The organism is Trichococcus palustris, assembly GCF_900114465.1.
GTDB classification, from domain to species: domain Bacteria; phylum Bacillota; class Bacilli; order Lactobacillales; family Aerococcaceae; genus Trichococcus; species Trichococcus palustris.
Window position 1 is genome coordinate 1 of the sequence record NZ_FOTD01000005.1, and the last position, 25,932, is coordinate 25,932.

Sequence of the window (25,932 nt, forward strand, 5' to 3'; positions counted from 1 at the left end):
AATTTGACGTCGGACGTCATCTTGCCGGGCCAAACATTGACGTTGAGCGGATCTGTTACAGCAACCCAAACGGCAACGACTGCAACGCCAGCCAGTACGCCTGCAGCAACCACACCGGTATCCACAAGCAAAGCGACCGTGACGGTAGCCTCCGGGGATACGTTATGGAAATTGGCCAACGCGAATGGCCTGACGGTTGCGGAGCTGAAAGCCTTGAATAATTTGACGACCGACTATGTCTACCCAGGCCAATCACTCGTTTTAGCAAAGAGCGCGCAAACGCAAACACCAGCGCAGACGGTGACCACTGTTGTTGCGGCAAATACAAGTGCAGACAGTATTTATACCGTCCAAAAAGGCGATACGCTTTATAAAATCGCTTCAGCCAACGGCATTTCAATCACTGAACTAAAAACGCTGAACAATTTGAGCTCAGACATCATCTTTGTGAACCAAACACTGAAAGTCAAACAAGCAGCTGCTGTCACTGTTGCCGCTGCCCCTGCGACAACCTCTGCGGAGAAAACATACACGGTTAAGAAAGGCGATACGCTTTACTTCATCGCTAAGGAAAATGGTGTATCATTGGCTGAATTGATTGAAGCAAACGGCATCACTTCTGACACCATCTATATCGGACAAGTAATCAATCTATAAGCAAGCGGCTGGGGTTTTGCACTTCGCCCTTGAAGATTCAAAGGTTATTTGATAGAATAACAGAAGGATAAATTCATAAATATCAATAAACAAAGATAAGGAACAGTAAAGAGCTGCTTTTTTTTAGAGAGTGCATGGTTGGTGGAAATGCATAATTGGTTCTCTTGAACTCGCCTTTGAGTTGTTCCGCTGAATAAAGTAGGCTGAACCGTTTCGCCGCGTTATAGGCATGATGAGGAATGTACATACATTCAATATAGGTGGTACCACGAATCCAATCGTCCTATAGACAGAACCAATGGCGGAATCTGTCTATAGGATTTTTTTTATGGAATCATCTGCACGAATGAAAAAAAGGAAAAGGATGTTGCTAATCATGGGTTACAATCACAAAACGATTGAAAAGAAATGGCAAAAATATTGGTCCGACAACAGAACGTTTAAAACGACGGAAGGAGGCGGCAAACCAAAATATTACGTTTTGGATATGTTCCCTTATCCATCTGGACAAGGATTGCACGTAGGCCATCCGGAAGGGTATACAGCTACGGATATCGTGGCTCGTTCAAAACGCGCACAAGGCTTCAATGTATTGCATCCGATGGGATGGGATGCCTTCGGATTGCCGGCTGAACAATATGCTTTGGACACAGGGAATGACCCTGCCGACTTCACAGCACACAACATCAAAACGTTCAAACGCCAAATCCAATCTTTAGGATTCAGCTACGACTGGAGCCGTGAAATCAATACGACCGATCCTAACTACTACAAGTGGACACAATGGATTTTCACAAAATTATTCGAAAAAGGCTTGGCATACGAGGCGGAAGTATCCGTTAACTGGTGTCCTGCTTTGGGGACCGTGCTTGCCAATGAAGAAGTCATCGACGGTCTCAGCGAACGTGGTGGACACCCTGTCTATCGCAAACCGATGAGACAATGGATGCTGAAAATCACCGCTTACGCAGAGCGCCTGTTGGATGATCTTGAGTTGGTGGATTGGCCGGACAGCATCAAAGAAATGCAACGCAATTGGATCGGCCGTTCTGAAGGGTCGAATGTGACCTTTAAAATCAAAGATACCGATAAAGACTTCACCGTCTTTACGACAAGACCGGATACGCTGTTTGGGGCAACTTATGCCGTAATGGCGCCTGAATTGCCTTTGGTAAAGGAAATCATGTCCAGCGACCGAGCTGATGCGGTTGAAGCCTACATCGACTCCGTCTCACTGAAGAGCGACTTGGATCGTACCGAAATGGCGAAAGAAAAAACCGGTGTCTTCACTGGGGCGTATGCCATCAATCCTGTCAATGGGAAAGAAATCCCGATCTGGATTGCGGACTATGTTTTGGCGACATACGGTACGGGCGCCATCATGGCTGTCCCAGCCCACGATACCCGTGACTACGAATTCGCAAAAACGTTTGATATCGAAATCATTCCCGTTCTGGAAGGCGGCAATGTCGAAGTTGAGGCCTTTACGGAGGATGGGTTGCACATCAACTCTGACTTCCTGAACGGTTTGGATAAAGTGACGGCCATTGCAAAAATGAACGAATGGCTTGTTGAAAATCAAATCGGTGAAACGGTCATCTCGTACCGCTTGAGAGACTGGCTGTTCTCGAGACAAAGATATTGGGGAGAACCGATTCCGGTCATCCATTGGGAAGATGGCACGTCAACCACTGTTCCTGAAAAGGAACTGCCCTTGCTGCTTCCGAAAACCGATAAAGTGAAACCGAGCGGCACCGGTGAATCCCCGCTGGCAGTCATTGATGAATGGGTGAATGTCGTTGACCCTGAAACGGGAATGAAAGGCCGCCGCGAAACCAATACGATGCCACAATGGGCGGGTAGCTCATGGTACTTCCTCCGCTTCATGGATTCGCACAATCCGGATGAGCTGGCTTCAAAAGAACGACTGGATTATTGGCAAAATGTCGACCTCTATATCGGCGGAGCGGAACATGCCGTGCTTCACTTGCTGTATGCACGTTTCTGGCATAAATTCCTTTACGACTTGGGAATCGTCCCTACCAAAGAGCCATTCCAAAAACTATTCAATCAAGGGATGATTTTGGGCGAGAACAATGAAAAAATGTCCAAATCAAAAGGCAATGTCGTCAATCCGGATGATATCGTGGAACGTTATGGCGCAGATACCTTGCGCATGTACGAAATGTTCATGGGACCTTTGGATGCCTCTTCCGCTTGGAGCGAAAATGGTATCGAAGGAAGCCGTAAATTCTTGGACCGCGTGTGGCGCATGATTTTTGATGAAGATGACAAAGTGAGAGACCGTATTACGACAGTCAATGCGCATACTTTGGAAAAGGTTTACCATCAGACAGTCAAAAAAGTGACGGAAGACTACAATAACCTGCACTTCAACACCGCCATCTCCCAAATGATGATTTTTGTCAATGAAGCCTACAAAGCGGATTCCTTACCATTTGAATACATTGAAGGCTTTGTGCAATTGTTGGCTCCGATTGCGCCGCATATGTGTGAAGAAATATGGGAGAAATTTGGGAATAAAGAAGGCATTTCTTACGTACAATGGCCTGCATATGATGAATCATTCTTAAAAGAAGATGAAATTGAAGTTGTTTTCCAAATAAACGGAAAAGTCAAAACAAAAGAAATGGTTTCTTCGGATATTTCAAAGGATGACATGATTGCAATGGCATTGGAAAATAACATCATCAAAAAAGGCACTGAAGGGAAAACCGTCAGAAAAGTGATCGCCATTCCTGGTAAGTTAGTCAACATCGTAGCTAATTAAGCTGCATTCACAACTATAAGGGATTGCCGTATCATAAGAATGAGACAAAAAGCGTTTAGACCCGAATCACTGGAGCGAATAAGCGGAGTATGGTCACGGACCATCTGAGCATTATCCGTGAAGTGACTTCGGGTCTGCTTTTGGAACACGCTTAGAGAGTGCGATGATTCGCTGTAGGGACTGAGCACGAAGCGGTCTTACCGGATCCCCCCGCGAAAGAGGACACGGTTACGATTGATTAATAGGAAAAAAGAAAGAGGCTAGGACTTATTTGTCCCTGCCTCATTCTTTTTTCAGCTTTTGTTCAGTCACCGTATATTATTGTGGAATTTTCAATACTTGCCCGATGCTGATCAGATTTGGGTTGGAGATGTTGTTTGCCGATACAATTTGTTGGATGGTGATGCCATAACGAAGTGCGATGGCATACAAGGTGTCGCCAGCTTTCACTGTATAGGTCGTTCCTGTAGTAGGAGTAGGTGTTGGTGTGGTTCCCGCACCAGGGATGGTGAGCACCTGTCCGACGCTGATCAGATTGGCATTGGCAATATTATTGGCCGAAACGATCTGCTGGATGGTCACTCCGTACCGTAGAGCTATCGCATACAAAGTATCCCCGGATTTAACCGTGTAGGTCGTACCGGTTGAAGGAGTAGGCGTTGGAGTCGGCGTCGGTGTGGTTCCCGCACCAGGGATGGTGAGCACCTGTCCGACCCTGATCAGATTGGCATTAGCAATATTATTGGCTGAAACGATCTGCTGGACGGTCACGCCGTACTGCAAAGCTATCCCATACAAAGTATCCCCGGATTTAACCGTGTAGGTCGTACCGGTTGAAGGAGTAGGCGTTGGAGTCGGTGTGGTTCCCGTACCAGGGATAGTGAGTACCTGTCCGACCCTGATCAGATTGGCATCGGTCAGGTTGTTGGCCGAAACAAGCTGCTGAACGGTGACGCCATAGCGGAGTGCGATGCCATATAAGGTATCCCCGGCTTGCACCGTATAGCTTGCGCCAGTTCCGCTACCGGGAACACTGGCCATGTTCCTTAATTGGGAAATGGTCACAAAAGAATATCCCATCGCTCTCAGTTGTGAAATGATGTTAGGCAAGGCTGAAGAGGTTCCGTTTGCGCCGTAGCCTGCATGCATCAATATGATAGCACCCGGAACGATATTGTTGATGACACGGTTATAGATATCCGTTGAAGAATTTCCGGTCCAGTCCAGGGAATCAATCGTCCATTGCAACGTATAAGCATAGCCGGCATCGCCTACCGTTTGCAAGACCGTCGAGTTGTATGCTCCATAAGGGGCACGGAAGTAAGGTTTTGTGCTCTTGCCTGTGAGATTGCTTATGATTGTTTCGGTTCGATTGATTTGATTGGTCATTTCCGCGGTGGAAATGGTAGTGAAATCTGGATGGTCGTAGGAATGGTTCCCGATATCGTGTCCGGCAGCGACGATGTTTTTAATCGCCTGGGGATGATTTTCCGCACCTTGACCGGTCAAAAAGAAAGTGGCTTTGACATTATTGGCAGACAGCACATTCAGTATGGATTGGATGTTATAGCCGTCCGATCCATCATCAAAAGTCAAGGCGACAACTTTATTGGTTGTGGATCCTTGGTAAATTATTTGTGAGGTCGCCGCTAATGCGGACGGTGCCGTAAAAGCAAAGAGCAAGAAGAACGAAAAGATCAGTCCGGAAATGTTTCTGAACACTTTAGAGTGGGTACTCATCTTTATACCTCTTTTCTATTCAATTGAGAGCAACGGCATGTGACTGAACAACACAATTGAACGAAGTGACATCCAGGAATGAAGCAGCGGCGTTAGTCGCGGAGTTGAGGGTGGGGGGGCCGATTTACTACTTTATTACATTCTAATTTTAACACAAACAGCCTCTAATGGATAAGAAAACGCTATCATGATGCAGAGCAGCCTAAAAATAGTTGGATATGAAAATCATCCAATAGTAAAATGTCTAATGAATCGGGGAAAACCTCCCAATTTTGGTTAAGAGTTTCATAATTAACAGAAAAAGCGCAACGTTTGATTGAAAAAGTTCTGATTTTTGGTAAAATATTTGAGTAATGTCATAATCATTCTCTTATATTTTATTTCAGAGAGAAAGCAGGTAGTAAATGTCAGAAAATAAACAGTTAAATGAAAATAACGAGACGACCAATGATAAGATGGTGCAAGGTACCTTCTGGATGACTTTCGGAAGTATTTTTTCGAGGCTGATCGGTGCCCTCTACATCATTCCTTGGAACGCGTTGATGGGGTCTACCGACGCGGCGAATACGGCAAATGCCTTGTATTCGATCGGCTATACGCCGTATCAGCTTTTCCTGTCGATTGGGATTGCCGGCTTCCCGGCCGCAATGTCAAAACAAGTTGCGCAGTATAATGCGAAAAATCAATATCGCACAGGGATAGACATCTTTCAGAAGAGCATGTATTTCATGGTGTTCACCGGGGTGATAAGCAGTGCCTTGATGTATCTTCTGGCGCCGATGATCGCCCAAAACAGTCCGGCCGCTTCCGTTGCGGACGGCACCATGGTTATTCGGGCCTTGGCACCCGCCCTGTTGTTGGTTCCGGCATTGAGTTTGATGCGCGGTTTTTTCCAGGGTTATCAGGATATGGTCCCGTCTGCCATTTCTCAGGTCATCGAGCAAATCGCGCGCGTCCTTTATTTGCTGGGTGCGACCTATATCGTGATGAGCCTGTTGGATGGCAACATCGCGAACGCCGTAGCCCATTCCACTTTCGCAGCCTTCATTGGTGCGATTGCAGCGACCATCGTTTTGCTGTTCTATTATAAGAAACAGATGTCTTCCTATCAGTCGGTCATTGCAACGAGCGAACCATCAAGCAATCTTCAAACGACGGCCGCCATCAAGAGCATGTTGAAGGAATCCATCCCGTTCATCATCATCGGGTCAGGGATTACGTTCGCCAAAATGATCGATCAGGTATCATTTAAACCGATGATGGAAAGTTTGACGAATTATTCCGGCAAAGAAATAGAAGATCTGTTCGGGCTTTTCAGCTTCAATTCCGATAAATTGATCATGATCATCGTTTCCTTGGCAGTCGGGATGGCCACCGCGGCCGTGCCGTTGATCGCCGCCGAATTTACGAAAGGCAACTTCAAAGTTTTACAAAGCCAGATCAGGGAAATCATCCAGTTGTTTGCCTTCATCATGCTTCCGGCTTCGCTGGGGATGATGATCGTTTCCGAACCGATCTATAACGTGTTTTATCCGGTTCATCCGGATGGCCCCGCCATCCTGGCCGTATCGGCGTTAATGAGCATCGTATTGGGGTTGTTTACGGTTTTAGGCTCCATCCTCCAGTCCTTGAGCAAGCATAAAACGATGATCACGTACTTGTTGATCGGCTTGGCTGTGAAGGCCATCGTGCAATATCCGATGTTGGCATTGTTCGATACGGCCGGGGCATTGATCGCAACGACCATCGGATTTTTTGTGACATCCGTATTGAGCGGTTGGAAAATCTATCAGATGACACATTTCGGATTAGCCGGAACGTTGAAAAAATCAGGCAAAATCCTGTTGGTGGCCTTGCTGATGGCCTTGTGCGCCTACATTGCGCTAAAAGTTTCCATGGCCTTCATCCCGGTCGACAGGAAAATATACGCTTTGTTGGTAGTGATGATCGTAGCCGCAGTCGGCGGGATCGTCTATCTTGGCCTGACCTTGAAATTGCGCATCGCCGATGATATCTTGGGCAAAAAAGCAGTAGCGTTAAGAAGAAAATTACATATCAAATAAGAATAGATGAAATCGAGAAGCAGCCTTTATGGATGCTTTTTGATTTTTATGGGAGGATAATTATGCGTCTAGATAAATTGCTTTCGAATTCCGGGTACGGATCCAGAAAAGAAGTCAAACAGCTTTTAAAGAATAAAGTAGTCACCGTCAACGGGAAGGTCCAATCCAAAGGGGAGGCGAAAGTGGACAGTGAGAAAGATGTCATTTTGGTCGGCGGGGAAGCAGTCCATTACCAAGAATTCATCTATATCATGATGAACAAGCCGCAGGGCGTCCTCAGCGCAACGGAAGACAACCATCAAAAAACGGTGATCGATCTGCTTCCATTAGAATTCCAGGAATATGAGCCCTTTCCGGTAGGACGGCTAGATAAAGACACTGAAGGGCTGCTCCTATTGACGAATGATGGAAAATTGGCTCATTTTCTGTTGTCGCCAAAAAGGCACGTGGACAAGGTTTATTTGGCCGAAATCGCTGGCATCATGTCAGAAGCCGATCGCCAAACTTTTGAAAAAGGGGTCATTCTGGAAGATGGCTATCTGTGTTTGCCCGCAAAGATGGATGTTCTGTCCATTGATGAAGAAAAGGCAACCTCGGAAGTCCACATCACGATCAAAGAAGGAAAATTCCATCAGGTGAAAAGGATGGTGATGGCAGTAGGCAAAGAGGTGACCTACCTGAAAAGGATGACGATGGGACCGTTGCAGCTGGATGAAAAGCTGGCAAAAGGGGCGTACCGCCTCTTGAGTGAGGCCGAAATTGCGATTTTAAGAGAACATTTACCGGATTCGATTAGAAAATCCTAAGATTTCCTGCGGAATAGGGTGGAGAAACAGAGGTTCACTTTTGAAAAAGGCCTAAAAGTGATATGATGGAAGCATGATATTTTAAGTTAGGAAGTGTCCATATGGAAATCAATTGGAAAAATGAAGTTGAAGCAAGAAAAGAGGATTTGTTGAAGGACCTGTTCACACTGTTGCGCATCGACAGTGTCAGGGATGATTCAAAAATAACGCCTGATGCCCCTGTCGGTTCGGGACCGAAGGCAGCCTTGGAAGCCTTTTTGGCGATAGCGGAACGCGACGGCTTTACAACAAAAAATGTAGGAAACTTAGCAGGCCATATCGAATACGGCGACGGCGAAGAATTGATGGGCGTATTCGGCCATGTCGACGTAGTCCCTACCGGTACGGGCTGGGATACAGATCCGTTCGAACCAGTCATCAAGGATGAACGCATCTATGCACGCGGCGCCAGCGATGATAAAGGCCCAACCATGGCTGCATACTATGCATTGAAAATCATCCGTGATCTGAAACTGCCTATCTCGAAAAAAGTCCGCGTCATCATCGGTACGGACGAAGAGAGCGGCTGGAAATGCATGGATTACTACTTGAGCCATGAACAAAAACCTGATTTCGGGTTCTCCCCGGACGCCGACTTCCCAATCATCAACGGTGAAAAAGGCATGCAGACATTCATGGTCCAATTCAGAGGCGACAACAAGGGCGGGAAAAACGAGTTGTTGAGCTTTGATTCCGGTTTGCGCGAAAATATGGTGCCGCAAGACGCCACGGCGGTATTTAACAGCGAGGAAGCCGAAAAGATCGAAAAAGCTTTCGAAACATTCCTGGCAAACAATCCTGTTTCCGGAACAATCAAAGTGGACGGCAAAGAAGTCACGATTGAGTTGGTAGGGAAAGCTGCCCACGGTATGAATCCAGCTGCGGGTATCAATGCGGGTACTTATCTGGCTGCGCTCCTGAATACATTCCAATTCGGCGGACAAGCTGCGGTATTCCTGGAATTGATCACGGATTGTCTTCACTTGGAACACAATGCGACAAAAATGAAACTGTCCTATACGGATGCCGTTATGGGCGACTTGACCATGAATGCGGGCATCTTTACTTTCACGCCGACAACCGGTGGGGAAGTAGCCTTGAACTTCCGTTATCCGCAAGGGGTATCTGAAGAAGGAATCGAAATCAAACTGGAAGCTGCTCTTGCGGAATACGGTGTAACCATCGCAAAAGGCGGACATGGCAAATTGCCGCATTACGTACCTGCGGATGATCCATTGGTGAAAACGTTATTGGATGTCTACGAAAAACATACCGGCCTGAAAGGGCATGAACGCTCAATCGGCGGCGGCACATACGGCCGCTTGTTGGAACGCGGCGTTGCTTACGGCGCGATGTTCCCGGACAGTATCGACACGATGCACCAAGCAAACGAATTCCTGGCGTTGGATGATTTATTCCGTGCCACAGCCATCTATGCGGATGCCATGTACCAATTGCTGAAATAATGGCGAAAACTATTTTACGTTAACAAAAAAGATAAGCACTCAGGATTTATCCGGGACTTTTTAGTCTGTTTCGGAAAAATCTCGAGTGCTTTTTCTATTGATTTCTAGCCGTGTATCATCGTTCTCTCAGTCACGTTACGGACTATCCTTAGAAATATAGTTAGGCTTGTTGAGCGAAGATATAATCTGTAAATCCATTGAAATCTGTGATGACGCCGTTCTTGCAAAGATTATCTTTCAGGAAGGTCTCCCTGTTCTTGAAAAAAGGATCGATTGCGATGATCATGCCGATATTTGCGCGGTTGGCTGCACATAAACCGGAGTAGGCATCTTCGATGACCAAGCAATTTTCGGGAGCAATAGCAATTTTTTTAGCTGCATGCAGGAAAATATCCGGTTCAGGCTTGCCGGGGAAAGAACCGTCATCAAAGACGACTTTGTCTGGATCAAACCAACGGTCGAGCGCGAATGTCTCAAAATAGAAATCGACGTTTTCCTTGATGGTTGCTGTAGCTATCGTTAAAGGCATGGCCATTTCTTTCAAGGTATCCAATGATTCGATAAGCCCATCCGTCAACACGAGTTGTTCTGGCTTGGCCAAGCATAATGTGCGGTAGTATTCTTCCTTTTCAAGAGATAGTTTTTGGATTTCTTCATCCGTCAGCGAAGGCGATACAAAATGTCTAAGGATCTTGTCGTTGGTGCGACCGTGCAGATTAGTAAGGATTTCCTCTTCAGTCAACGGATTGCCTGGATTGTATTCTTGGATCATATCGATCCAAGCTTGTTCGTGCAGGTGGGAATCTTGGAACATGGTGCCGTTGAAGTCAAAAATGATGCCGTTCAATTTCATAAGTCATCTCCTAAGTTTGTCTGGGCTTGTTGTAATGTGACGTACTGTGAATAGTGGGCGATCAGATCGGGACTGACGTGATCATCCGTGACCAGATAATCGATGTCGTGAAGATTGTAGAAAATGTAGAAGTCATCACGATTGAATTTCTTATTGTCCACTAAAAGGTATTTCGTTCGGGAATTGTTCAATGCAATATTCTGGGTTTCACCCTCTGCCATGTTGTAGGTTGAGATGGCTTCATTGTGTATCCCGTTGGAACTGATGAAACATTTTGTGAATTTCAATCTCTTCAGAGTCTCGTTCGCGATCGGGCCGAAAAAAGCCCTTGTATTTTTCCGATAATCTCCCCCGACCAAAATGATATCCGCAGAATCATATTGGCGTAAGTTTTCGAATACTGGATAGCTGTTCGTGATGATGCGGATTTTTTTATCACCAAGATAGCCCGCAAGCAGTTCAATCGTAGTGCCAGGGCCTAAAAAAATGGTGTCGCCGTCTTCAACATAACTTGCAGCCAGTTTTGCAATCGCGTTTTTTTCTTCTTTTTGGACTTCCTGTTTTTCTGTGTGCGATAACTCTTGGTCCAACGCATAGCTGATGCTTTGAGCACCGCCATGTATGCGCAGAATTTTTCCGGCTTTATCAAGTTCGTCCAGATCTCTGCGGATAGTCATATCGGAAACGTTTAGTTGCTTGACGATGTCGGTTACAGTAATGATGCCTTCTTGATTGACGAGTTCAGTTAATTTTAACAGTCGCTCTTTTTTTAACATCCGAATTCACCTCTTTAACATACCCATAATTTAGCATATATTCATAAACTGGTCAACGAAAACGAACAAAAATAAACAAAATGTGGCGAAAAAATGGATTAAAAAACAAAATTATGTGCTTTTTTGGAATTCAAGAGAATAAAATTGTTGACAGTTTCTGTGGATGCGGTTACCATAAGGACATAAAGAAACAAAAACAAACAATAACGAACAAGGATAGGGGAGAGTCAGATGTTACGATTACCTGAAGATTTTATATTTGGCGGTGCCACTGCTGCATACCAAGCAGAAGGCGCAACAAAAAAAGGCGGAAAAGGGCCTGTCGCTTGGGATGAATTTCTGGAAAAGCAAGGAAGATTCTTGGCGGATCCGGCAAGTGACTTCTATCATCAGTACCCACAGGATATTGCGCTCTGCAAGAAATTCGGCGTTAATGGTCTGCGTCTTTCCATCGCTTGGAGCCGTATTTTTCCGGACGGAACGGGTGAAGTGAATCAAGAGGGGGTGGATTTCTACCATAAAGTCTTTGCGGAATGCGAAAAAGAAGGTGTGTTGCCATTCGTGACGTTGCATCATTTCGATACACCGAAACGCCTCTTTGATCAAGGCGATTTCCTGAACCGCGATACGATGGATGCATTTGTCTCTTACGCCCAATTCTGTTTCGAGGAGTTCACGGAAGTGCGTTACTGGAGTACCTTCAATGAAATTTATCCGGTTGCGAGCAATCAATACTTGTTGGGTGTTTTCCCTCCAGGCATCCGATTCAACCTGGGCAGCACGATCCAATGTCTGCATAATATGATGGTCGCACATGCGCGTGTCATCAACATTTTCAAAGACAACAAGTATCCAGGGGAAATCGGTGTTGTCCATTCCTTGGAGCCGAAGTACCCGGCGAGCGATTCGGAAGAAGACAAGCACGCAGCCTTTTTGGACGACGCCTTATCCGTCCGCTTCTTGTTGGATGCAACCTACCTGGGACATTATTCCGATGAAACAATGCAAGCCCTGAAAGAAATCTGCGAAGCAAATGACGCAAGCTATACGTTCTTGGATGAAGATTTTACCGAGATGGAAAAAGCCTCGCACCGTAATGATTACTTGGGAATCAACCATTACCAATGCCATTTCGTGAAAGCTTATGACGGCGAAAGCCAAGTTCACCACAATGGTACAGGCGACAAGGGGACATCGGTCTACAAAATCAAGGGAATCGGCGAGCGCGTCTATAAAGAAGGCGTTCCGCGCACGGACTGGGATTGGATCATCTATCCGGAAGGGATGTACGATCTGTTGCTTCGCATCCAGAAGGAATATCCGCACTACAACAAAATCTACATTACGGAAAACGGGATGGGCTACAAGGATGAATTCGAGGATGGCATCATCATGGATAAGCCCCGCATCGATTATCTACGCGTCTACCTGAATGAATTAAGCAAGGCAATTTCAGCCGGCGTGAACGTCAAAGGTTACTTCCTATGGTCCTTGATGGATGTCTTCTCGTGGTCAAACGGCTACAACAAAAGATACGGCTTGTTCTATGTCGATTTTGAAACGCAAAAACGTTATCCGAAAGAATCTGCATACTGGTACAAGCTGGTCAGTGAAACAAAAACAATCATTTAAACAGTCAGAAAAGGAGAATGAATAATGAACAGAGAAGAATTGCAGATGCTGGGTTTTGAAATCGTGGCGTACTCCGGCGATGCCCGCAGCACTTTGCTGAAATTGTTGAAGGAGGTTCGGCAAGGTCATTTCGAGAATGTCGAAAAAGAATTGCAGGATGCAGACGAAAATCTGAAACTGGCGCACAATGCGCAGACAAAAATCTTGTCGCAGGAAGCATCCGGGGAAGTCATGGACATCGGCTTCATCTTTATCCATGGGCAAGATCACCTGATGACAACGTTGCTCCTGCGGGATCTGATCCAAGACTTCATCGCATTGTACAAAGAACGTCAATAAGGAGGAAAAAAGATGAATACGCTAATCAAACAGATTGAAAAGGGAAAACCACTATTCGATAAAATTGCGCGCAACATCTATATTGGAGCCATCCGTGATGGCTTCTTGACCGCAATGCCGGTGATCCTGTTCTCCAGTATCTTTATCCTGTTCGCAGCAGTGCCGGAGATTTTCGGCTATGCTTGGCCTGAAGCTGTCTCTACCTGGTTATGGAAAGTGTACGGCTATTCGATGGGGATCGTCGGTTTATTGGTATCGGCCACAACTGCACGTTGCCTGACCGAATCCGTCAACCGCAAAATGCCTGACAACCGTCGCATCAACGCTACTTCCACGATGCTTGCAGCTATCGTCGGATTCCTGTTATTGACCACCACGCAGATCGAAGGCGGCATATCCATGGATTACATGGGAACAAAAGGGATTTTGGTATCCTTCGTCGTGGCATTTTTGACGGTGAATATCTACAAATTCTGCGTTCTGCATAATATCACGATCAAGATGCCGAAAGAAGTGCCGGGGACAATTGCCCAGACATTCAAGGATGTTTTTCCTTTTGCCTTTTCCGTTTTTGCGGCCGCTCTCTTGGACGTAATCATCCGCCAAATGTTCTCTGTTTCGTTTGCTGAAGCCATCATTCATTTATTGCAACCGTTGTTCAGTGCAGCGGATGGGTACCTTGGTCTTGCCTTGATTTATGGCGCTATGGCTTTGTTCTGGTTCGTCGGCGTACATGGACCTTCCATCGTGGAACCGGCAATCGCTGCAATCATCTACGTCAACGTGGAAAGCAATCTGCAACTGCATATGGCAGGCCAACATGCCTCCAATGTGCTGACTACCGGGTTGGGTCACTTTTTGGGAACGATGGGCGGAACCGGTGCTACGCTGGTGGTGCCGTACCTGTTCATGCTGTTCGCTAAATCCAAGCAATTGAAGGCGGTAGGAAAAGCTTCCTTCGTGCCGGTATCATTCGGCGTCAACGAACCTGTACTTTTCGCGGCACCCATGATTTTGAACCCTTACTTCTTCATCCCATTCCTGTTGGCGCCGATCATCAATGTTTGGGCGTTCAAATTCTTCGTCGATGTTTTGGGTATGAACAGCTTCATGTATGTGTTGCCTTGGGCGACGCCTGCGCCGATCGGAATCATCTTGGGTACCGGGATGGGGGTCCTGGCCATCGTATTATCCGTCTTGCTGATCGTAGTCGATTCGATCATCTACCTTCCGTTCATTAAAGCGTATGACGCCGTCTTGGTGGAAGAGGAAGCGCTGGCAGCTTCACAATTGAACGAAGAAGAAGGAGAGATTCTTGCAGAAACTCCGGCTCCGGTAAAAGAAGTGGTGTTGCAAGCTGTAGCTGCACCGGAAATGGATCAAAAAGATATCAATGTTCTTGTCCTATGTGCAGGAGCAGGAACAAGCGCTATGCTGGCGAACGCATTGAGAGAAGGAGCGGAAACATTCGGCGTGCCGATCAAATCTGCTGCCGGAGCATATGGTTCGCACTATGAAATCATGCAAAATTACGATGTCATCGTTTTAGCGCCACAAGTGAATTCCTATTATGAGGATATCAAAGAGGATAGTGACCGTTTAGGGATTAAGTTGTTGCCGACAAAAGGTGCAGAATACATTAAATTGACGCGCAATCCGAAATTGGCGGTCGACTTTATCATGGAGCATTATTAAATAGCAAACAAAGAAACCAGCAACCTATTCCGTTGCTGGTTTCTTTGTTTGTTGCAAAATGAGATGATTGTTATTTGCTTATTCAATGGGGATTCAACGATGTTTATGATTCCGCTAGATGGGTTGTTATTTCAAGATTGCATTAGCGATAAGCTTATCGAATTTGCGAATATCGATACCTTTTTTCAGATTGATTTTAACATGTCCTGCTCGGGTCCATAACTCAACCTCCGAGTTGAAATCAAATGTCCCGGCATTCTCAGTGGACCACATGTTTATCGAAGAGTAGGGCAGCGAATAGATTTCGATTTTTTTACCTGTCAAGCCCTGGGAATCCCTGATAATCAATCGTTTGTTCGTAAAAATAGCACTATCCCGCAACGTTTTATATGCGGCAACTGCTTCTTCACCTGATACCAATAAATCATTCACATCTTCTGGAATCGCACACTCACTAATTAACGTCCAAGCTAAAATTGCATTTGTTTCTGCCATTAATCTTTCCCTCCAGTATATCAATCATCACGGCAGACCAATTGCCGTCATTATTATTATACTCCAATAAACAGAAAATATTGGGGATAAATCATACATTTTTGTGCAGTTATAGTAGCAGAAGCAACTTCGAGGGATCTTCCTGCAATTTTAACACGGTTAGTCGGCGCAATGCTGTATGGTTATGACCCTGTTTCACCATGAGGCAGGGTTATCAGAGACAATCGATTTGTAAAATAGAAGAAGTAATCGTAAAATGGATTCATGAGGAATTTGAAGGAGGAACAATCATGACATTGAAAGAACAAGTAAACAAAGACTTCATCCAGGCAAGGAAAGACAAAGACACGCTGAAAGCGGACGTCTTGCGGCTCATCAAAACCGAGTATGATTCCTTTTTGATCGACAACAAACGGGACATGACGGATGCCGAACAAATCAATGTTTTCCTGAAGGACATCAAGAAAACAAACGAAGCCATCGTTTATGCGAAACAAGTAGGCCGCGAAGATTTGATTGAAGAAAACAACAATAAATTAGCAATCTTAGAAAGCTACACCCCTAAGATGATGGACGAAGATGAAATCCGTTCCTTTTTGGAGGAGAACAATGTTCCTTCCATGGCCTTGAAGGACGCGATGAAATTTGCCATGGGCGCATTGAATGGCAAAGCGGACAAAGCAGTGGTTTCGCAGATCATCAAAGAGTTACTGAAATAATGCAAAGAGAAAGTGCGGGACGTAATCATTTTCCATGATTATATCCCGCACTTTTTCTGATATATTTCGACATGATTACCAACGTATTTCAAAAATCAGCCTCCGCTTGAGCTATGTCAAATACGTTTCTATCTGGCTGCAAATGCCAGAAGTTAAACCTTAAGCCATTTATTGCCGGCTTTGGTTGTAGGCGGCAGTCTATCGCCTTGATCGATATGTACTTGTTTGCTGCCTGTGATTTTCCCGCCTCTTGGGCCCACTTCTTTGTACGTTCCGGCAGGCAGATTATCTGTCCCGGGTTTATGCAGATCAGTTAGTGCAGTTCTCATTTTGATTATCCTCCTTTTATATAGTAGAGATTGAATATGGCAGAGGCTGATCCTCTATGTACCGCCTTAAGTATAATACTGAAAGCGCAAACAATCAATTAATTGGCTATTTTCTTTTCTGTGAAAGGGTAATATGTTTTTTTTTGGATGAGTCTTCGATCATAATGTGATAAAATCCTCCTTTTGTAACAAATTGAAATGTATTTGTCATATTTCTATTACAGAAAAGTATTTTTCTTCTGTTATACTACTACTTGTAGCACAATTAGGAGGAGAAGTTTACTTGAATAAAAAATACATAGCGTTGTTCTCTTCAGTCTTATTGCTTAGCCCATTAGCAGGTGGCTTTACTGCACAAGCGGCTTCAATGGAAGAAATGCAACAACAAAAAACGCAATTACAACAACAAACAGACACAATTCAATCCCAAATAAATGATAAATTAAATTCTTTGAATTCTTTGCAATCAGAACAAGCAAGTTTGCAAACAAAAGTGAATGATTTACAAAATCAATTGAACGATTTAATGAATAAATTAGCTGCACAAGAAGAAAAATTAGCTGAGATGGAAGCTAAAATTGCAGAACTTCAAAATGAAATTGAAGCATTGCAAGTTGTCATCGATCAAAGAACAGAAAAATTAAACACGCAAGCGCGCTTCATCCAAACCGATGCAGGCGTGTCCGATATAGCTACCCTCTTAGTATCTTCAGAGAACTTCTCTGATCTTGTCGGCAAAATAACGGTAGTATCGAAAATCGTAACGGCCAATAAGGACATTGTTGAACAACAAGAAGCAGATAAACAAAAAGTGGAAGACAATAAAAAAGCTGTTGAAGACGAAAAAGTTGCAGCGGAAACATTGAGACAACAAATTTTGGTTTCCAAGAACAATGTCGTAGCACAAAAAGCGGAAATTGATAACCAAATTGAACAAGTAATGACAAACTATGCCTTGACCGATTCGGAAAAGAGCAGTTTAGAATCAACGAAAGCTGATTTGGCAGCTCAAACGGAATCAATCAGTGCTGATATGGTTGCCGAGGAAACACGGATTGCCGCTGAGAAAGCAGCTGCTGAACAAGCGGCCGCACAAGCCGCCGTTGCCGCAGCCGCACAAGCAGAAGCAGCGAATAAATTGACGGCATCTGCTGCACCGACGACTACTCCAACAAGTAGTTATACCGTTAACTCAAGTGGTTTCATAAAACCGGCCAGCGGATATTATTCTTCTCCGTTCGGATACCGTCTATCACCAATCACTGGTGCCTATGAATTGCATAGAGGACAAGATATCGCGGGAGGCGGAGCCATTTCCGCAGCACAAGCTGGGACAGTTGTAACAGCAACGTATCATCCAAGTTTCGGTTATTATGTAGTGATCAATCATGGCATCATCAACGGCGTGACCGTTGAAACGCTATATGCTCACATGCAGCCAGGTTTGTTGGTGGCGCCAGGGCAAACGGTCAGCCAAGGGCAACAAATCGGTGTAATGGGTACGACAGGAGATTCAACCGGTGTCCACCTTCATTTTGAAGTCCATGAGAATGGCAATTTAGTGGATCCGTTGAACTACATCGGCGGTTAATGAATCGGTAAATGACGAAGAGGTTGGGGATGCCCCCAATCTCTTTTTTTAATTGCTGAACAAAATGTTTAGTCGTTTGGGTTATAATGGAGACATGATGAATTGAGGAGCAGGGAAAATGGAAAAAATTCTATCGGCAAAAAACCAAAAAGTGAAACAATGGAAAAAATTACATACAAGCAAAGGAAGAAGAGAAGCGGGTTCCTATTTAATAGAGGGAACGCACCTATTGAAGGAAGCTTTTAAATATAAAGCGGACATCAAAGAAATTCTGATGACGGAAGATTATTACGAACAATCGCAATTTCCGCTTGATGAGGCCAAGGTAATCCTTGTTTCTGAGGAAATCATGAACAGTCTTGCCCAAACGGAAACCCCGCAAGGTGTCATCGGTATTTTGGCGATGCCGGTGCAAGAAAAAGACTTGGAATATAAAGGGAAATATCTTTTATTGGATCAGGTCCAAGATCCAGGCAATGCCGGCACCATCGTCAGAACGGCCGATGCGGCAGGGTATGCGGGCGTCATTTTTGGCGAAGGCTCGGTTGACCCCTATAACGATAAAGTCCTGCGCTCCATGCAGGGGAGCCACTTCCATATCCCGATCCATCGCTTGGATTTGCTTGACGTGATCCCGGAACTGGCGGAGAGAGAAATCCCGGTCTATGGGACGGAATTGAATGAAGAGGCCGTCGATTACCGCACGGTAGCAGCTACCGCAGATTTGGCGCTCGTTATGGGCAACGAAGGAAATGGCGTTTCACAAGCCGTATTGGCACTGACGAATAAAAATCTCTACATTCCGATTATAGGGGAAGCGGAGTCTTTGAACGTCGCGGTGGCGGCCGGCATCCTGATGTATCATTTCTTATAAGCGATATTATTTCATATCGATGATGATTCCATGACTTTTTATAAGAATTTATTAAAGGGCTTTTCATCCCTTATAAAAGATGTATAATGAAGCCGTATTATACGAAAAGGGAGTCCTGGAATGAATATGCAAAAATGGCAACAAGATAGCGAGTACATGTCTCATGTCTCTGATCTGTTGGAACGTGAAGAAGTTCAAAAGTTGGATGATTATATACAGCACGTCTACAGCACACGTCTGGAACATTCGATCTCTGTGTCCTACTACAGTTTTTGCATCGCCAGGAAATATGGGATGGATGCAAGAGCGACTGCAAGAGCGGGTCTGCTGCATGATCTGTTCTACCACGATTGGCGCGTGACAAAATTCGCTGAAGGGACCCATGCCTATATGCACCCTCGTATCGCTTGTGCGAATGCCGAAAAGCTCACGGTACTTTCAGAGTTGGAAAAGGACATCATCATCAAACATATGTGGCTGGCGACGATCGCCTTGCCGAAATATAAGGAAAGCTTTGTCGTAACCTTCGTGGATAAATACTGCGCTTGTGAAGAAGTGATTGTGCCTTTGAAGCAAAAGACAGCCAAATTTTTCCGTTCAAGATGGGAATCCATCAAATATAGCTTCAACGCCTGACCTAATGACTTAAACATTTGTGAGCCCGAGACGTTGTCCGGGCTCTTTTTTCATGATAAATCCACTTAGGAAAGGTGTTGCGGGGACGGCCTCGCGGAACAGCGTACACTTATTTTTTGTAAACTTTTTGTGACAAAGGGCACATTCCCTTTGACAGAGGAAATACCTGTGTTTATAATAGGTCAAAGAGGTGAGAAGATTGAACGAGACACTAGAAGTGAAAAAATGTATTTGCCCAAAATTCGAAAAAACATTTTCTATTTTAGGGAAGAAATGGACCGGCTTAATTATTGAAGTTTTAATCGATGGAGATAAGAGATTCAAGGAAATGGCCGAACAAATACCTAACGTAAGTGACCGAGTATTAGTTGAACGCTTAAAAGAGCTGGAAGAAGAAGGAATTGTCATCCGCACGGAGAACCCTGCGGCAGCAATCAAGGTGATGTATGGTTTGTCCGAAAAAGGGAAAGATTTGAATACAGTAATGGTGGAAGTCCAATCATGGTCTGACAAATGGATTTCATGTTAAGTCTTGACGAGAACTTTTTTTCTGGTTACACTGTTATAGTATAAAAATGAATAGTAAAAGCGATGACAGGAAGTATCGGTATCACATGCTTTTTTGCAGGGAATAAGGGCCAATGACTGCGAGTCCTTATAAAAGCAGGTAGCGATTTTCACTCCTTGAGCTGACTTTGGGATTTGCGGATGCAATGAATAAAGTTCCGGTTTATTACCGTTATGCAAATGAAGTGTCGCTTTTTTAGCGAAACAAGGGTGGTACCACGAAAAATCTCGTCCCTTACCAGGGATGGGATTTTTTTGCATTTTAAGAGAAGGAGACAGGACATGGAATTGAAAGAGAAATTACAAACATTACGTATAGATGGATTGCAACAAATTGCTGATGCGGGGGATCTGCAGGCATTGAATCAGATCCGCATCTCCTATTTGGGGAAAAAAGGTCCCATCACAGAAGCTTTAAGGGGGATGAAAGACCTTTCTCCTGAAGAAAGACCGCTCATCGGAACGCTCGCCAATGAATTGCGCGATGATCTGGAAGCTGCCATCCAAGCGAAAAAAGAGCTGCTTGAAACAGAAAAAATGGCAGCAGAAATGGCTGCTGAAACGATTGACGTGACCTTGCCCGGGAAAAAAATCGCTCAAGGGACAACCCATGTATTGACGCAAATAAATGAAGAAATCGAAGACCTGTTCCTCGGGATGGGCTACCAAATCGTCGACGGACCGGAAGTTGAAGAAGACAGCTACAACTTTGAAAAGATGAATTTGCCGAAAGATCATCCAGCCCGCGATATGCAGGACACATTCTATATCACGGAAGAAACCTTGCTGCGTACGCATACTTCGCCTGTGCAAGCGAGAACGATGGAAAAACATGATTTTTCAAAAGGACCATTGAAGATGATCAGCCCGGGTAAAGTTTACCGCCGCGACAGCGATGATGCGACGCATTCCCACCAATTCCATCAAATCGAAGGTTTGGTCATCGGGAAGAACATCACTTTGGCTGATTTGAAAGGGACGCTTGCAGTTTTCGCTAAGAAGCTATTTGGCGAAGAACGTGAAATCCGTCTGCGCCCAAGCTATTTCCCGTTCACGGAACCATCTGTTGAGGTGGATGTCAGCTGCTTCAAGTGCGGCGGCGCAGGTTGCAATGTCTGCAAGCACACCGGCTGGATCGAAATCCTGGGATCAGGTATTGTCCATCCCAATGTTTTAGAAATGTCTGGAATTGACTCTACGAAATACTCCGGGTTCGCTTTTGGTCTAGGCCAAGAACGTGTAGCGATGTTGAAATATGGTATTGATGACATCCGTCACTTCTACCAAAACGATATCCGTTTCTTAAGTCAATTCGATGTAAAGGAGTAACACAATGAAAGTATCCTATAAATGGTTAAAAGAATATTTAGATTTATCCGATGTAACACCAGATGCATTAGCCGAAAAAATGTCCCGTACCGGTATCGAAGTGGATGACGTCATCTATCCGGGCAAAGGCTTGTCAAAAATCGTTGTCGGGGAAACGTTGGCTGTTGTTGACCACCCCGATTCGGACCATCTGCATGTCTGCCAAGTGGATGTCGGCGCGGGAGAACCGATCCAGATCGTCTGCGGTGCACCAAACGTAGCGGCAGGACAAAAGGTGATCGTAGCCTTGCATGGCGCAAGAATCACAGGCAATGCCAAAATCAAAAAAGGCAAGATGCGCGGCCAAGAATCCAATGGCATGATTTGTTCATTGGAAGAATTGGGCTACACGGAAAGTGTCATCCCTAAAAAATATGCAGACGGCATCTTCATCTTGCCGGCCGATTCCGTTCCTGGCTCTGACGTTGTCACTTTGTTAGGTTTGGATGATGCCATCCTGGATATCGACATCACACCGAACCGTGCAGACGCATTGAGCATGCGCGGCTCTGCCTATGAAGTCGCAGCCATCTACAACAAGGCATTGCAATTGCCTGAAGCTCCGGTTTCAGAAACAACAGAAAACATCAACGATTATATCTCCGTTACCGTTGGAGACGAAACAGATGCGCCTGCATATCATATCCAAGTCATCAAGGATGTTAAAATCGCAGAAAGCCCGCTTTGGCTGCAAATCAAATTGATGAACGGCGGCATCCGTCCGATCAATAACGTGGTGGACATCACCAACTACATCCTTTTGGAGTACGGCCAGCCGCTGCATGCCTTTGACTACGATAAAATCGGCTCGAAAGAAATCGTTGTCCGTAGAGCGAAAGAAAATGAAAAAATGACGACATTGGATGGTGTCGAAAGAACATTGGACGCAGACAACATCGTGATCACGAACGGTTCAGAACCGCTTGCCTTAGCGGGTGTCATGGGTGGATTGGAATCGGAAATCACGGATGGAACAGTGACTGTCGCTTTGGAATCCGCCATCTTCAATCCCGTAACGATCCGTAAGACTGCCGGCAAATTCAACTTGCGCAGCGAATCAAGCTCGCGTTTCGAAAAAGGCATCAACGTCGCGACGATCCAAGCAGCCGGAAAGCACGCTGCTGAATTGATCCATGCCTTAGCAGGCGGTACGATCGTCGAAGGGATGGCTTCTTTCGACACAGTCGAAGTGAAGGATAAAGAAGTGTCCATCACCTTGGACAAAATCAACAGCTCTTTGGGAACGGATATTTCCGGCCAAGAAGTGACAAACATCTTCAATCAACTGGGCTTCGGTTCCACCTTTGATGGGGAAACCTTCATCGTTTCCGTACCGCCAAGAAGATGGGATATCTTCATCTATGCCGATATCCTGGAAGAAGTTGCCCGCATCTACGGCTATGATAACCTTCCGGAAACTTTGCCGGTGACGCCGGCTGTGCCGACCGCTTTGACTTCAAAACAACACACGATGCGCATCACCAGAAGATACATGGAAGGTGCTGGCTTGACGCAAAACATCAGCTATGTATTGACCACAGCTGAGAAAGCGAAAGAATACTCAGTCGAAGGCAAAGAAGGCATCCGTTTGGCTTGGCCGATGAGTGAAGACCGCAGCACCCTGCGCATGAACTTGTTGAGCACGTTGCTGGACAATGCTTCCTACAACGTAGCGCGCAAAAATAACGATATCCAATTCTATGAAATCGGGCGCGTCTTCTTCCATTCAGAGGACCAAGTCTTGCCGATCGAATCGGAACGGCTGGCAGGCGTGATGACGGGCATGGCTTACGAAAAAGACTGGCAATTAGCCGCTGAACCAGTGAATTACTACCATGCCAAAGGCGTGTTGGATGGCTACTTCGAAGCGATGGGCTTGACTGCCCGCATCCGTTACGAAGCAGTGAAGGATTTGAAATGGATGCATCCGGGCAGAACAGCCGCCATCTATTTGAACGATGCCTACATCGGCTACGTTGGACAAATTCATCCGGCTACCGCGGATGCCTATGACTTGAAAGAAACGTATGCATTTGAAATTGACTTCGAGGTGATTATCGACGCACCGAAGGAAACCATTACGCAACAACCTATCCCGAAATATCCGGGTGTGACACGTGACGTCGCCTTATTGGTCGACGAAACAGTGACTCACCAACAGATCGTCAAGACCATTACTGAAAATGCCGGTAAGTTCCTGAAAGATGTCCATCTATTCGACATTTATCAAGGCAAGGGAATCGAAGACGGCAAGAAATCGGTTGCCTATTCCTTATCATTCCTGAACCCGGAGGCTACCTTGGTCGACGAAGACATCAACAAAGCCTTCAGCAAATTGGTTGCGGCACTGGAAACAGAATGCGGCGCTGCAATCCGTTAAGGAAACAGCCTCGCCTGGATTCCGGCGCCAGCCACTGAATAAATACACAAAACAAAGAATAGCATCCCGCCCAGTCAAATGACCGGGTGGGATGCTATTTCGATTGCTGATTATTTAGCTGCTAGACGGATCGCCTTTTGGGTATTGGCGAAATGCAGTTTCGTATATTTGTTCAGTTCTTCCATGCCTCCCTGGCGATACATTTCGGCAGCCACCAGATCGACGTTGGCACCGGCGCCGGACGGAATCCGGAATCCCGAAGCAGCGGTCATCTCATCGAGCGTCTTCAAGAAGTAATAACGCGCGATGATGGAAGCCGCCGCGACGGCCAAATGGTGCGATTCGCCCTTGGTCTGGAAAAAGATGTTCTCCTTTACCTGTTCGCTCTGATCGGCGATATGCTTGAAGTAGGTGGAAGGCAACTCGAATTGGTCGACCAGGAGTGCCTGCGGCTTCTCCGGCGCAATTTTTTTCAGCAGGTTGCCCAAGGCCTGGTTATGCAGCATAGCCTTCATCTTGCCTTGGCTCATCGTCGGCTGGACGGCGTTATACTTTTCCGGCATGACGTTGATGACTGTACATTGTACGGTCTTCAAAAGCTCTTTGGCGATGCTGATGATGCGCACATCGGTCAAAGCTTTCGAATCCTGGACACCCATTTTTTTCAACAAAGGCAACTTATCAGCGGGGGCATAGACTGCGCTGACGGTCAGCGGCCCGAAATAACTGCCGTTTCCGACTTCGTCGCTGCCGATGACGGACCAATCGGCAAAACCGGCAGGGAGTCCGCTTTTCGGCTGGGCAGTGCTGCCGGAAGCTTTGGCTTTAGCATTCGGAAGGGAGGAATCAGCGCTCCAACGGCTTGCCTCCGCTTCGGCATTTTGCCCCTGGAACAGGACTTTTCCGGAAGTATAGCCGGTAATGGAGGTCTGGTTCTTTTTGGCGGTGAAGACGCTGTAGGGTACAGCTTTCACTTGTTCATTTTTATAAAAATTGGCCATTTTCTGCAAATCGGCGGCCGTTACTTTCAATACAATAGTAGACATTTTTTCATCCTTTATCCAAGTATTTTTCTTGCAATCCCTAAAGAAAGGTATCCTGTGTTGGACGCGGCAATAGCTTTCCTATCTATTCTATCATAGCGCCAAGGGAACTTCATCAGATTTGGGCGAACAATAGTCCTTTCAAATCCAAAGGTTCGAAAAAGGTGAAGTGAGGCTAAACAACGGAACGTTTCATCTTTACGGGCAGGTTTATACTGCAATTAAAGGGATATAATGCTAAAATATAATAGATAGTTTTCAGATGGAGGTCTTAGGAAATGACAGATAGCAAAAGAAGATTCAAAACAATCATTGCGGGAAAGACCTATACGATTGTAGGCAATAAATCGGCTGACCATTTAACCGCCGTATCAGGGCTGGTAAATAAACAATTGGATCAAATAAAAGAAGCCGCACCCATGCTCGGAGCAGAAGAGCGCGGAATATTGGTGGCCGTCAATGCGGTATCCGATCAAATCACGAAACAATTGGAAATCGAGGAACTGAAAGCGAAGATTGCCGCATTGGAAGAGGAATTGAAGGAAGCGAAAATGCAAAAAACTGCAACCAGCGATATTGCCGAAACGCAGCTGCAACCGGAAATACCCAATGAAGAGCATGAAGGGGAAACAGCAATCGTTGCTGCCGCACCGAGAAATATTTCTGAACAGGTCAACAAAGAAGAAGGCGCAAAGACAGCGACTGAGCCGAAAGTGAAGGCAGAGTCAGAAGTTGAAGCAAGCAAAGCAACCGCATCGCATGCGACCGCAACAAGTCAAACCAATCAATTCAGCAAGTCGGAAAAGATTGTGGCTACACCGGCAACGGTTACGGAGCTGCAACAGGCTGCGCGCTCCGCGGTTCAAATACAACCAAGCGTTGCCAGTGCTTCCAACTCAAAACTGAACAGAACGACAACGGCTTCCGAAGCTACCTTGAAAAAAGCGCAGCAAAGCAGCAATGTCCTGGCAGCCAGAGCCATACGGCAGGAAAATGACAACAATATGCCTCCTTACACAAAAAACAGGATGAAGAATGAAAATAAACATATCGAAAACCACAACAGAAATTAG

22 protein-coding genes and 1 other annotated feature are annotated in these 25,932 nt (G+C 45.6%); of the genes, 16 read left to right on the forward strand and 6 right to left on the reverse strand.

What is annotated here, in order from left to right:
- Together BM101_RS04530 and leuS are read left to right on the forward strand one after the other, a co-directional pair.
- Positions 1–657 (forward strand): LysM peptidoglycan-binding domain-containing protein (locus BM101_RS04530; protein WP_143084430.1); only part of this gene is annotated, 657 nt, incomplete at its 5' end.
- Between the two features lie 83 nt (positions 658–740).
- Positions 741–946: a binding site (T-box leader), on the forward strand.
- Between the two features lie 87 nt (positions 947–1,033).
- Positions 1,034–3,448 (forward strand): leucine--tRNA ligase, encoded by a 2,415-nt coding sequence (leuS, locus tag BM101_RS04535; protein ID WP_087032071.1) that lies wholly within the window; start codon positions 1,034–1,036, stop codon positions 3,446–3,448.
- A 318-nt stretch (positions 3,449–3,766) separates the two neighbouring features.
- On the opposite strand, the gene BM101_RS04540 is transcribed toward leuS, so the two are convergent.
- Entirely contained in the window at positions 3,767–5,188 is a 1,422-nt protein-coding gene (locus tag BM101_RS04540) for a LysM peptidoglycan-binding domain-containing protein (protein WP_093399837.1), read from the reverse strand.
- Positions 5,189–5,592: 404 nt separating this feature from the next.
- Between BM101_RS04540 and BM101_RS04545 the strand changes: the two genes are divergently transcribed.
- From BM101_RS04545 to pepV, 3 genes are all read left to right on the forward strand, one after another.
- Positions 5,593–7,251 (forward strand): putative polysaccharide biosynthesis protein, encoded by a 1,659-nt coding sequence (locus BM101_RS04545; protein ID WP_087032069.1) that lies wholly within the window; start codon positions 5,593–5,595, stop codon positions 7,249–7,251.
- A 62-nt stretch (positions 7,252–7,313) separates the two neighbouring features.
- Positions 7,314–8,057, forward strand: a complete 744-nt coding sequence (locus tag BM101_RS04550) for a pseudouridine synthase (RefSeq protein ID WP_177194380.1) — start codon at positions 7,314–7,316, stop codon at positions 8,055–8,057.
- Between the two features lie 101 nt (positions 8,058–8,158).
- On the forward strand, positions 8,159–9,562 hold the full coding sequence (pepV, locus tag BM101_RS04555) for a dipeptidase PepV (protein ID WP_087032066.1): 1,404 nt from the start codon (positions 8,159–8,161) through the stop codon (positions 9,560–9,562).
- A 160-nt stretch (positions 9,563–9,722) separates the two neighbouring features.
- Here pepV and BM101_RS04560 read toward each other — a convergent pair whose 3' ends face one another.
- Positions 9,723–10,409, reverse strand: a complete 687-nt coding sequence (locus BM101_RS04560) for an HAD family hydrolase (RefSeq protein ID WP_177194396.1) — start codon at positions 10,407–10,409, stop codon at positions 9,723–9,725.
- 2 nt (positions 10,410–10,411) lie between these two features.
- A complete protein-coding gene (locus BM101_RS04565; RefSeq protein ID WP_087032062.1) occupies positions 10,412–11,191 on the reverse strand; it encodes a DeoR/GlpR family DNA-binding transcription regulator in 780 nt (259 codons plus the stop codon).
- Between the two features lie 231 nt (positions 11,192–11,422).
- Here BM101_RS04565 and lacG point away from each other — a divergent pair, with 231 nt between their 5' ends.
- Genes lacG through BM101_RS04580 form a run of 3 tightly spaced genes read left to right on the forward strand, consistent with a single transcriptional unit; the run spans position 11,423 to position 14,857 of the window.
- Positions 11,423–12,823, forward strand: a complete 1,401-nt coding sequence (gene lacG / locus BM101_RS04570; RefSeq protein ID WP_087032060.1) for a 6-phospho-beta-galactosidase — start codon at positions 11,423–11,425, stop codon at positions 12,821–12,823.
- Between the two features lie 24 nt (positions 12,824–12,847).
- Positions 12,848–13,162, forward strand: coding sequence for a PTS lactose/cellobiose transporter subunit IIA (locus BM101_RS04575; RefSeq protein WP_087032058.1), 315 nt, complete (start codon positions 12,848–12,850; stop codon positions 13,160–13,162).
- Positions 13,163–13,174: 12 nt separating this feature from the next.
- Entirely contained in the window at positions 13,175–14,857 is a 1,683-nt protein-coding gene (locus tag BM101_RS04580; protein WP_087032056.1) for a PTS lactose transporter subunit IIBC, read from the forward strand.
- 126 nt (positions 14,858–14,983) lie between these two features.
- Here the strand turns inward: BM101_RS04580 and BM101_RS04585 are convergent, their stop codons facing one another.
- Complete coding sequence (locus BM101_RS04585; RefSeq protein ID WP_087032054.1) at positions 14,984–15,352, reverse strand: PH domain-containing protein; 369 nt, start codon at positions 15,350–15,352, stop codon at positions 14,984–14,986.
- A gap of 290 nt (positions 15,353–15,642) precedes the next feature.
- Here BM101_RS04585 and BM101_RS04590 point away from each other — a divergent pair, with 290 nt between their 5' ends.
- Positions 15,643–16,071, forward strand: a complete 429-nt coding sequence (locus BM101_RS04590) for a GatB/YqeY domain-containing protein (RefSeq protein WP_177194381.1) — start codon at positions 15,643–15,645, stop codon at positions 16,069–16,071.
- Between the two features lie 152 nt (positions 16,072–16,223).
- Here the strand turns inward: BM101_RS04590 and BM101_RS04595 are convergent, their stop codons facing one another.
- Positions 16,224–16,400: a YjzC family protein gene (locus BM101_RS04595; protein ID WP_087032050.1), complete on the reverse strand. Its 177-nt coding sequence runs from the start codon at positions 16,398–16,400 to the stop codon at positions 16,224–16,226.
- 283 nt (positions 16,401–16,683) lie between these two features.
- Between BM101_RS04595 and BM101_RS04600 the strand changes: the two genes are divergently transcribed.
- The 6 genes from BM101_RS04600 to pheT all read left to right on the forward strand — a co-directional run bounded on the left by BM101_RS04600 (position 16,684) and on the right by pheT (position 23,816).
- Positions 16,684–17,991: a murein hydrolase activator EnvC family protein gene (locus BM101_RS04600; RefSeq protein WP_245825640.1), complete on the forward strand. Its 1,308-nt coding sequence runs from the start codon at positions 16,684–16,686 to the stop codon at positions 17,989–17,991.
- 118 nt (positions 17,992–18,109) lie between these two features.
- Positions 18,110–18,865 carry a TrmH family RNA methyltransferase gene (locus BM101_RS04605; protein ID WP_087032048.1) on the forward strand — a complete coding sequence of 252 codons (756 nt, stop codon included), beginning with the start codon at positions 18,110–18,112 and terminating at the stop codon, positions 18,863–18,865.
- 120 nt (positions 18,866–18,985) lie between these two features.
- Positions 18,986–19,501: an HD domain-containing protein gene (locus BM101_RS04610; protein WP_087032046.1), complete on the forward strand. Its 516-nt coding sequence runs from the start codon at positions 18,986–18,988 to the stop codon at positions 19,499–19,501.
- A 199-nt stretch (positions 19,502–19,700) separates the two neighbouring features.
- Positions 19,701–20,030 (forward strand): winged helix-turn-helix transcriptional regulator, encoded by a 330-nt coding sequence (locus BM101_RS04615; RefSeq protein ID WP_087032044.1) that lies wholly within the window; start codon positions 19,701–19,703, stop codon positions 20,028–20,030.
- Positions 20,031–20,350: 320 nt separating this feature from the next.
- A complete protein-coding gene (gene pheS, locus BM101_RS04620) occupies positions 20,351–21,397 on the forward strand; it encodes a phenylalanine--tRNA ligase subunit alpha (RefSeq protein ID WP_087032042.1) in 1,047 nt (348 codons plus the stop codon).
- Positions 21,398–21,401: 4 nt separating this feature from the next.
- Entirely contained in the window at positions 21,402–23,816 is a 2,415-nt protein-coding gene (pheT, locus tag BM101_RS04625; RefSeq protein WP_087032040.1) for a phenylalanine--tRNA ligase subunit beta, read from the forward strand.
- A 110-nt stretch (positions 23,817–23,926) separates the two neighbouring features.
- On the opposite strand, the gene rnhC is transcribed toward pheT, so the two are convergent.
- Positions 23,927–24,862, reverse strand: a complete 936-nt coding sequence (gene rnhC, locus BM101_RS04630; RefSeq protein ID WP_087032038.1) for a ribonuclease HIII — start codon at positions 24,860–24,862, stop codon at positions 23,927–23,929.
- 275 nt (positions 24,863–25,137) lie between these two features.
- Between rnhC and zapA the strand changes: the two genes are divergently transcribed.
- Positions 25,138–25,932 (forward strand): cell division protein ZapA, encoded by a 795-nt coding sequence (gene zapA, locus BM101_RS04635; RefSeq protein WP_087032036.1) that lies wholly within the window; start codon positions 25,138–25,140, stop codon positions 25,930–25,932.

Excerpts from the sequence above, each read along its gene's own strand:
- leuS (WP_087032071.1), top strand. The coding sequence starts at position 1,034 with ATGGGTTACAATCACAAAACGATTGAAAAGAAATGGCAAAAATATTGG.
- BM101_RS04540 (WP_093399837.1), bottom strand. The coding sequence starts at position 5,188 with ATGAGTACCCACTCTAAAGTGTTCAGAAACATTTCCGGACTGATCTTT.
- BM101_RS04545 (WP_087032069.1), top strand. The coding sequence starts at position 5,593 with ATGTCAGAAAATAAACAGTTAAATGAAAATAACGAGACGACCAATGAT.
- BM101_RS04550 (WP_177194380.1), top strand. The coding sequence starts at position 7,314 with ATGCGTCTAGATAAATTGCTTTCGAATTCCGGGTACGGATCCAGAAAA.
- pepV (WP_087032066.1), top strand. The coding sequence starts at position 8,159 with ATGGAAATCAATTGGAAAAATGAAGTTGAAGCAAGAAAAGAGGATTTG.
- BM101_RS04565 (WP_087032062.1), bottom strand. The coding sequence starts at position 11,191 with ATGTTAAAAAAAGAGCGACTGTTAAAATTAACTGAACTCGTCAATCAA.
- lacG (WP_087032060.1), top strand. The coding sequence starts at position 11,423 with ATGTTACGATTACCTGAAGATTTTATATTTGGCGGTGCCACTGCTGCA.
- BM101_RS04575 (WP_087032058.1), top strand. The coding sequence starts at position 12,848 with ATGAACAGAGAAGAATTGCAGATGCTGGGTTTTGAAATCGTGGCGTAC.
- BM101_RS04580 (WP_087032056.1), top strand. The coding sequence starts at position 13,175 with ATGAATACGCTAATCAAACAGATTGAAAAGGGAAAACCACTATTCGAT.
- BM101_RS04585 (WP_087032054.1), bottom strand. The coding sequence starts at position 15,352 with ATGGCAGAAACAAATGCAATTTTAGCTTGGACGTTAATTAGTGAGTGT.
- BM101_RS04590 (WP_177194381.1), top strand. The coding sequence starts at position 15,643 with ATGACATTGAAAGAACAAGTAAACAAAGACTTCATCCAGGCAAGGAAA.
- BM101_RS04595 (WP_087032050.1), bottom strand. The coding sequence starts at position 16,400 with ATGAGAACTGCACTAACTGATCTGCATAAACCCGGGACAGATAATCTG.
- BM101_RS04605 (WP_087032048.1), top strand. The coding sequence starts at position 18,110 with ATGGAAAAAATTCTATCGGCAAAAAACCAAAAAGTGAAACAATGGAAA.
- BM101_RS04610 (WP_087032046.1), top strand. The coding sequence starts at position 18,986 with ATGAATATGCAAAAATGGCAACAAGATAGCGAGTACATGTCTCATGTC.
- pheS (WP_087032042.1), top strand. The coding sequence starts at position 20,351 with ATGGAATTGAAAGAGAAATTACAAACATTACGTATAGATGGATTGCAA.
- pheT (WP_087032040.1), top strand. The coding sequence starts at position 21,402 with ATGAAAGTATCCTATAAATGGTTAAAAGAATATTTAGATTTATCCGAT.
- rnhC (WP_087032038.1), bottom strand. The coding sequence starts at position 24,862 with ATGTCTACTATTGTATTGAAAGTAACGGCCGCCGATTTGCAGAAAATG.
- zapA (WP_087032036.1), top strand. The coding sequence starts at position 25,138 with ATGACAGATAGCAAAAGAAGATTCAAAACAATCATTGCGGGAAAGACC.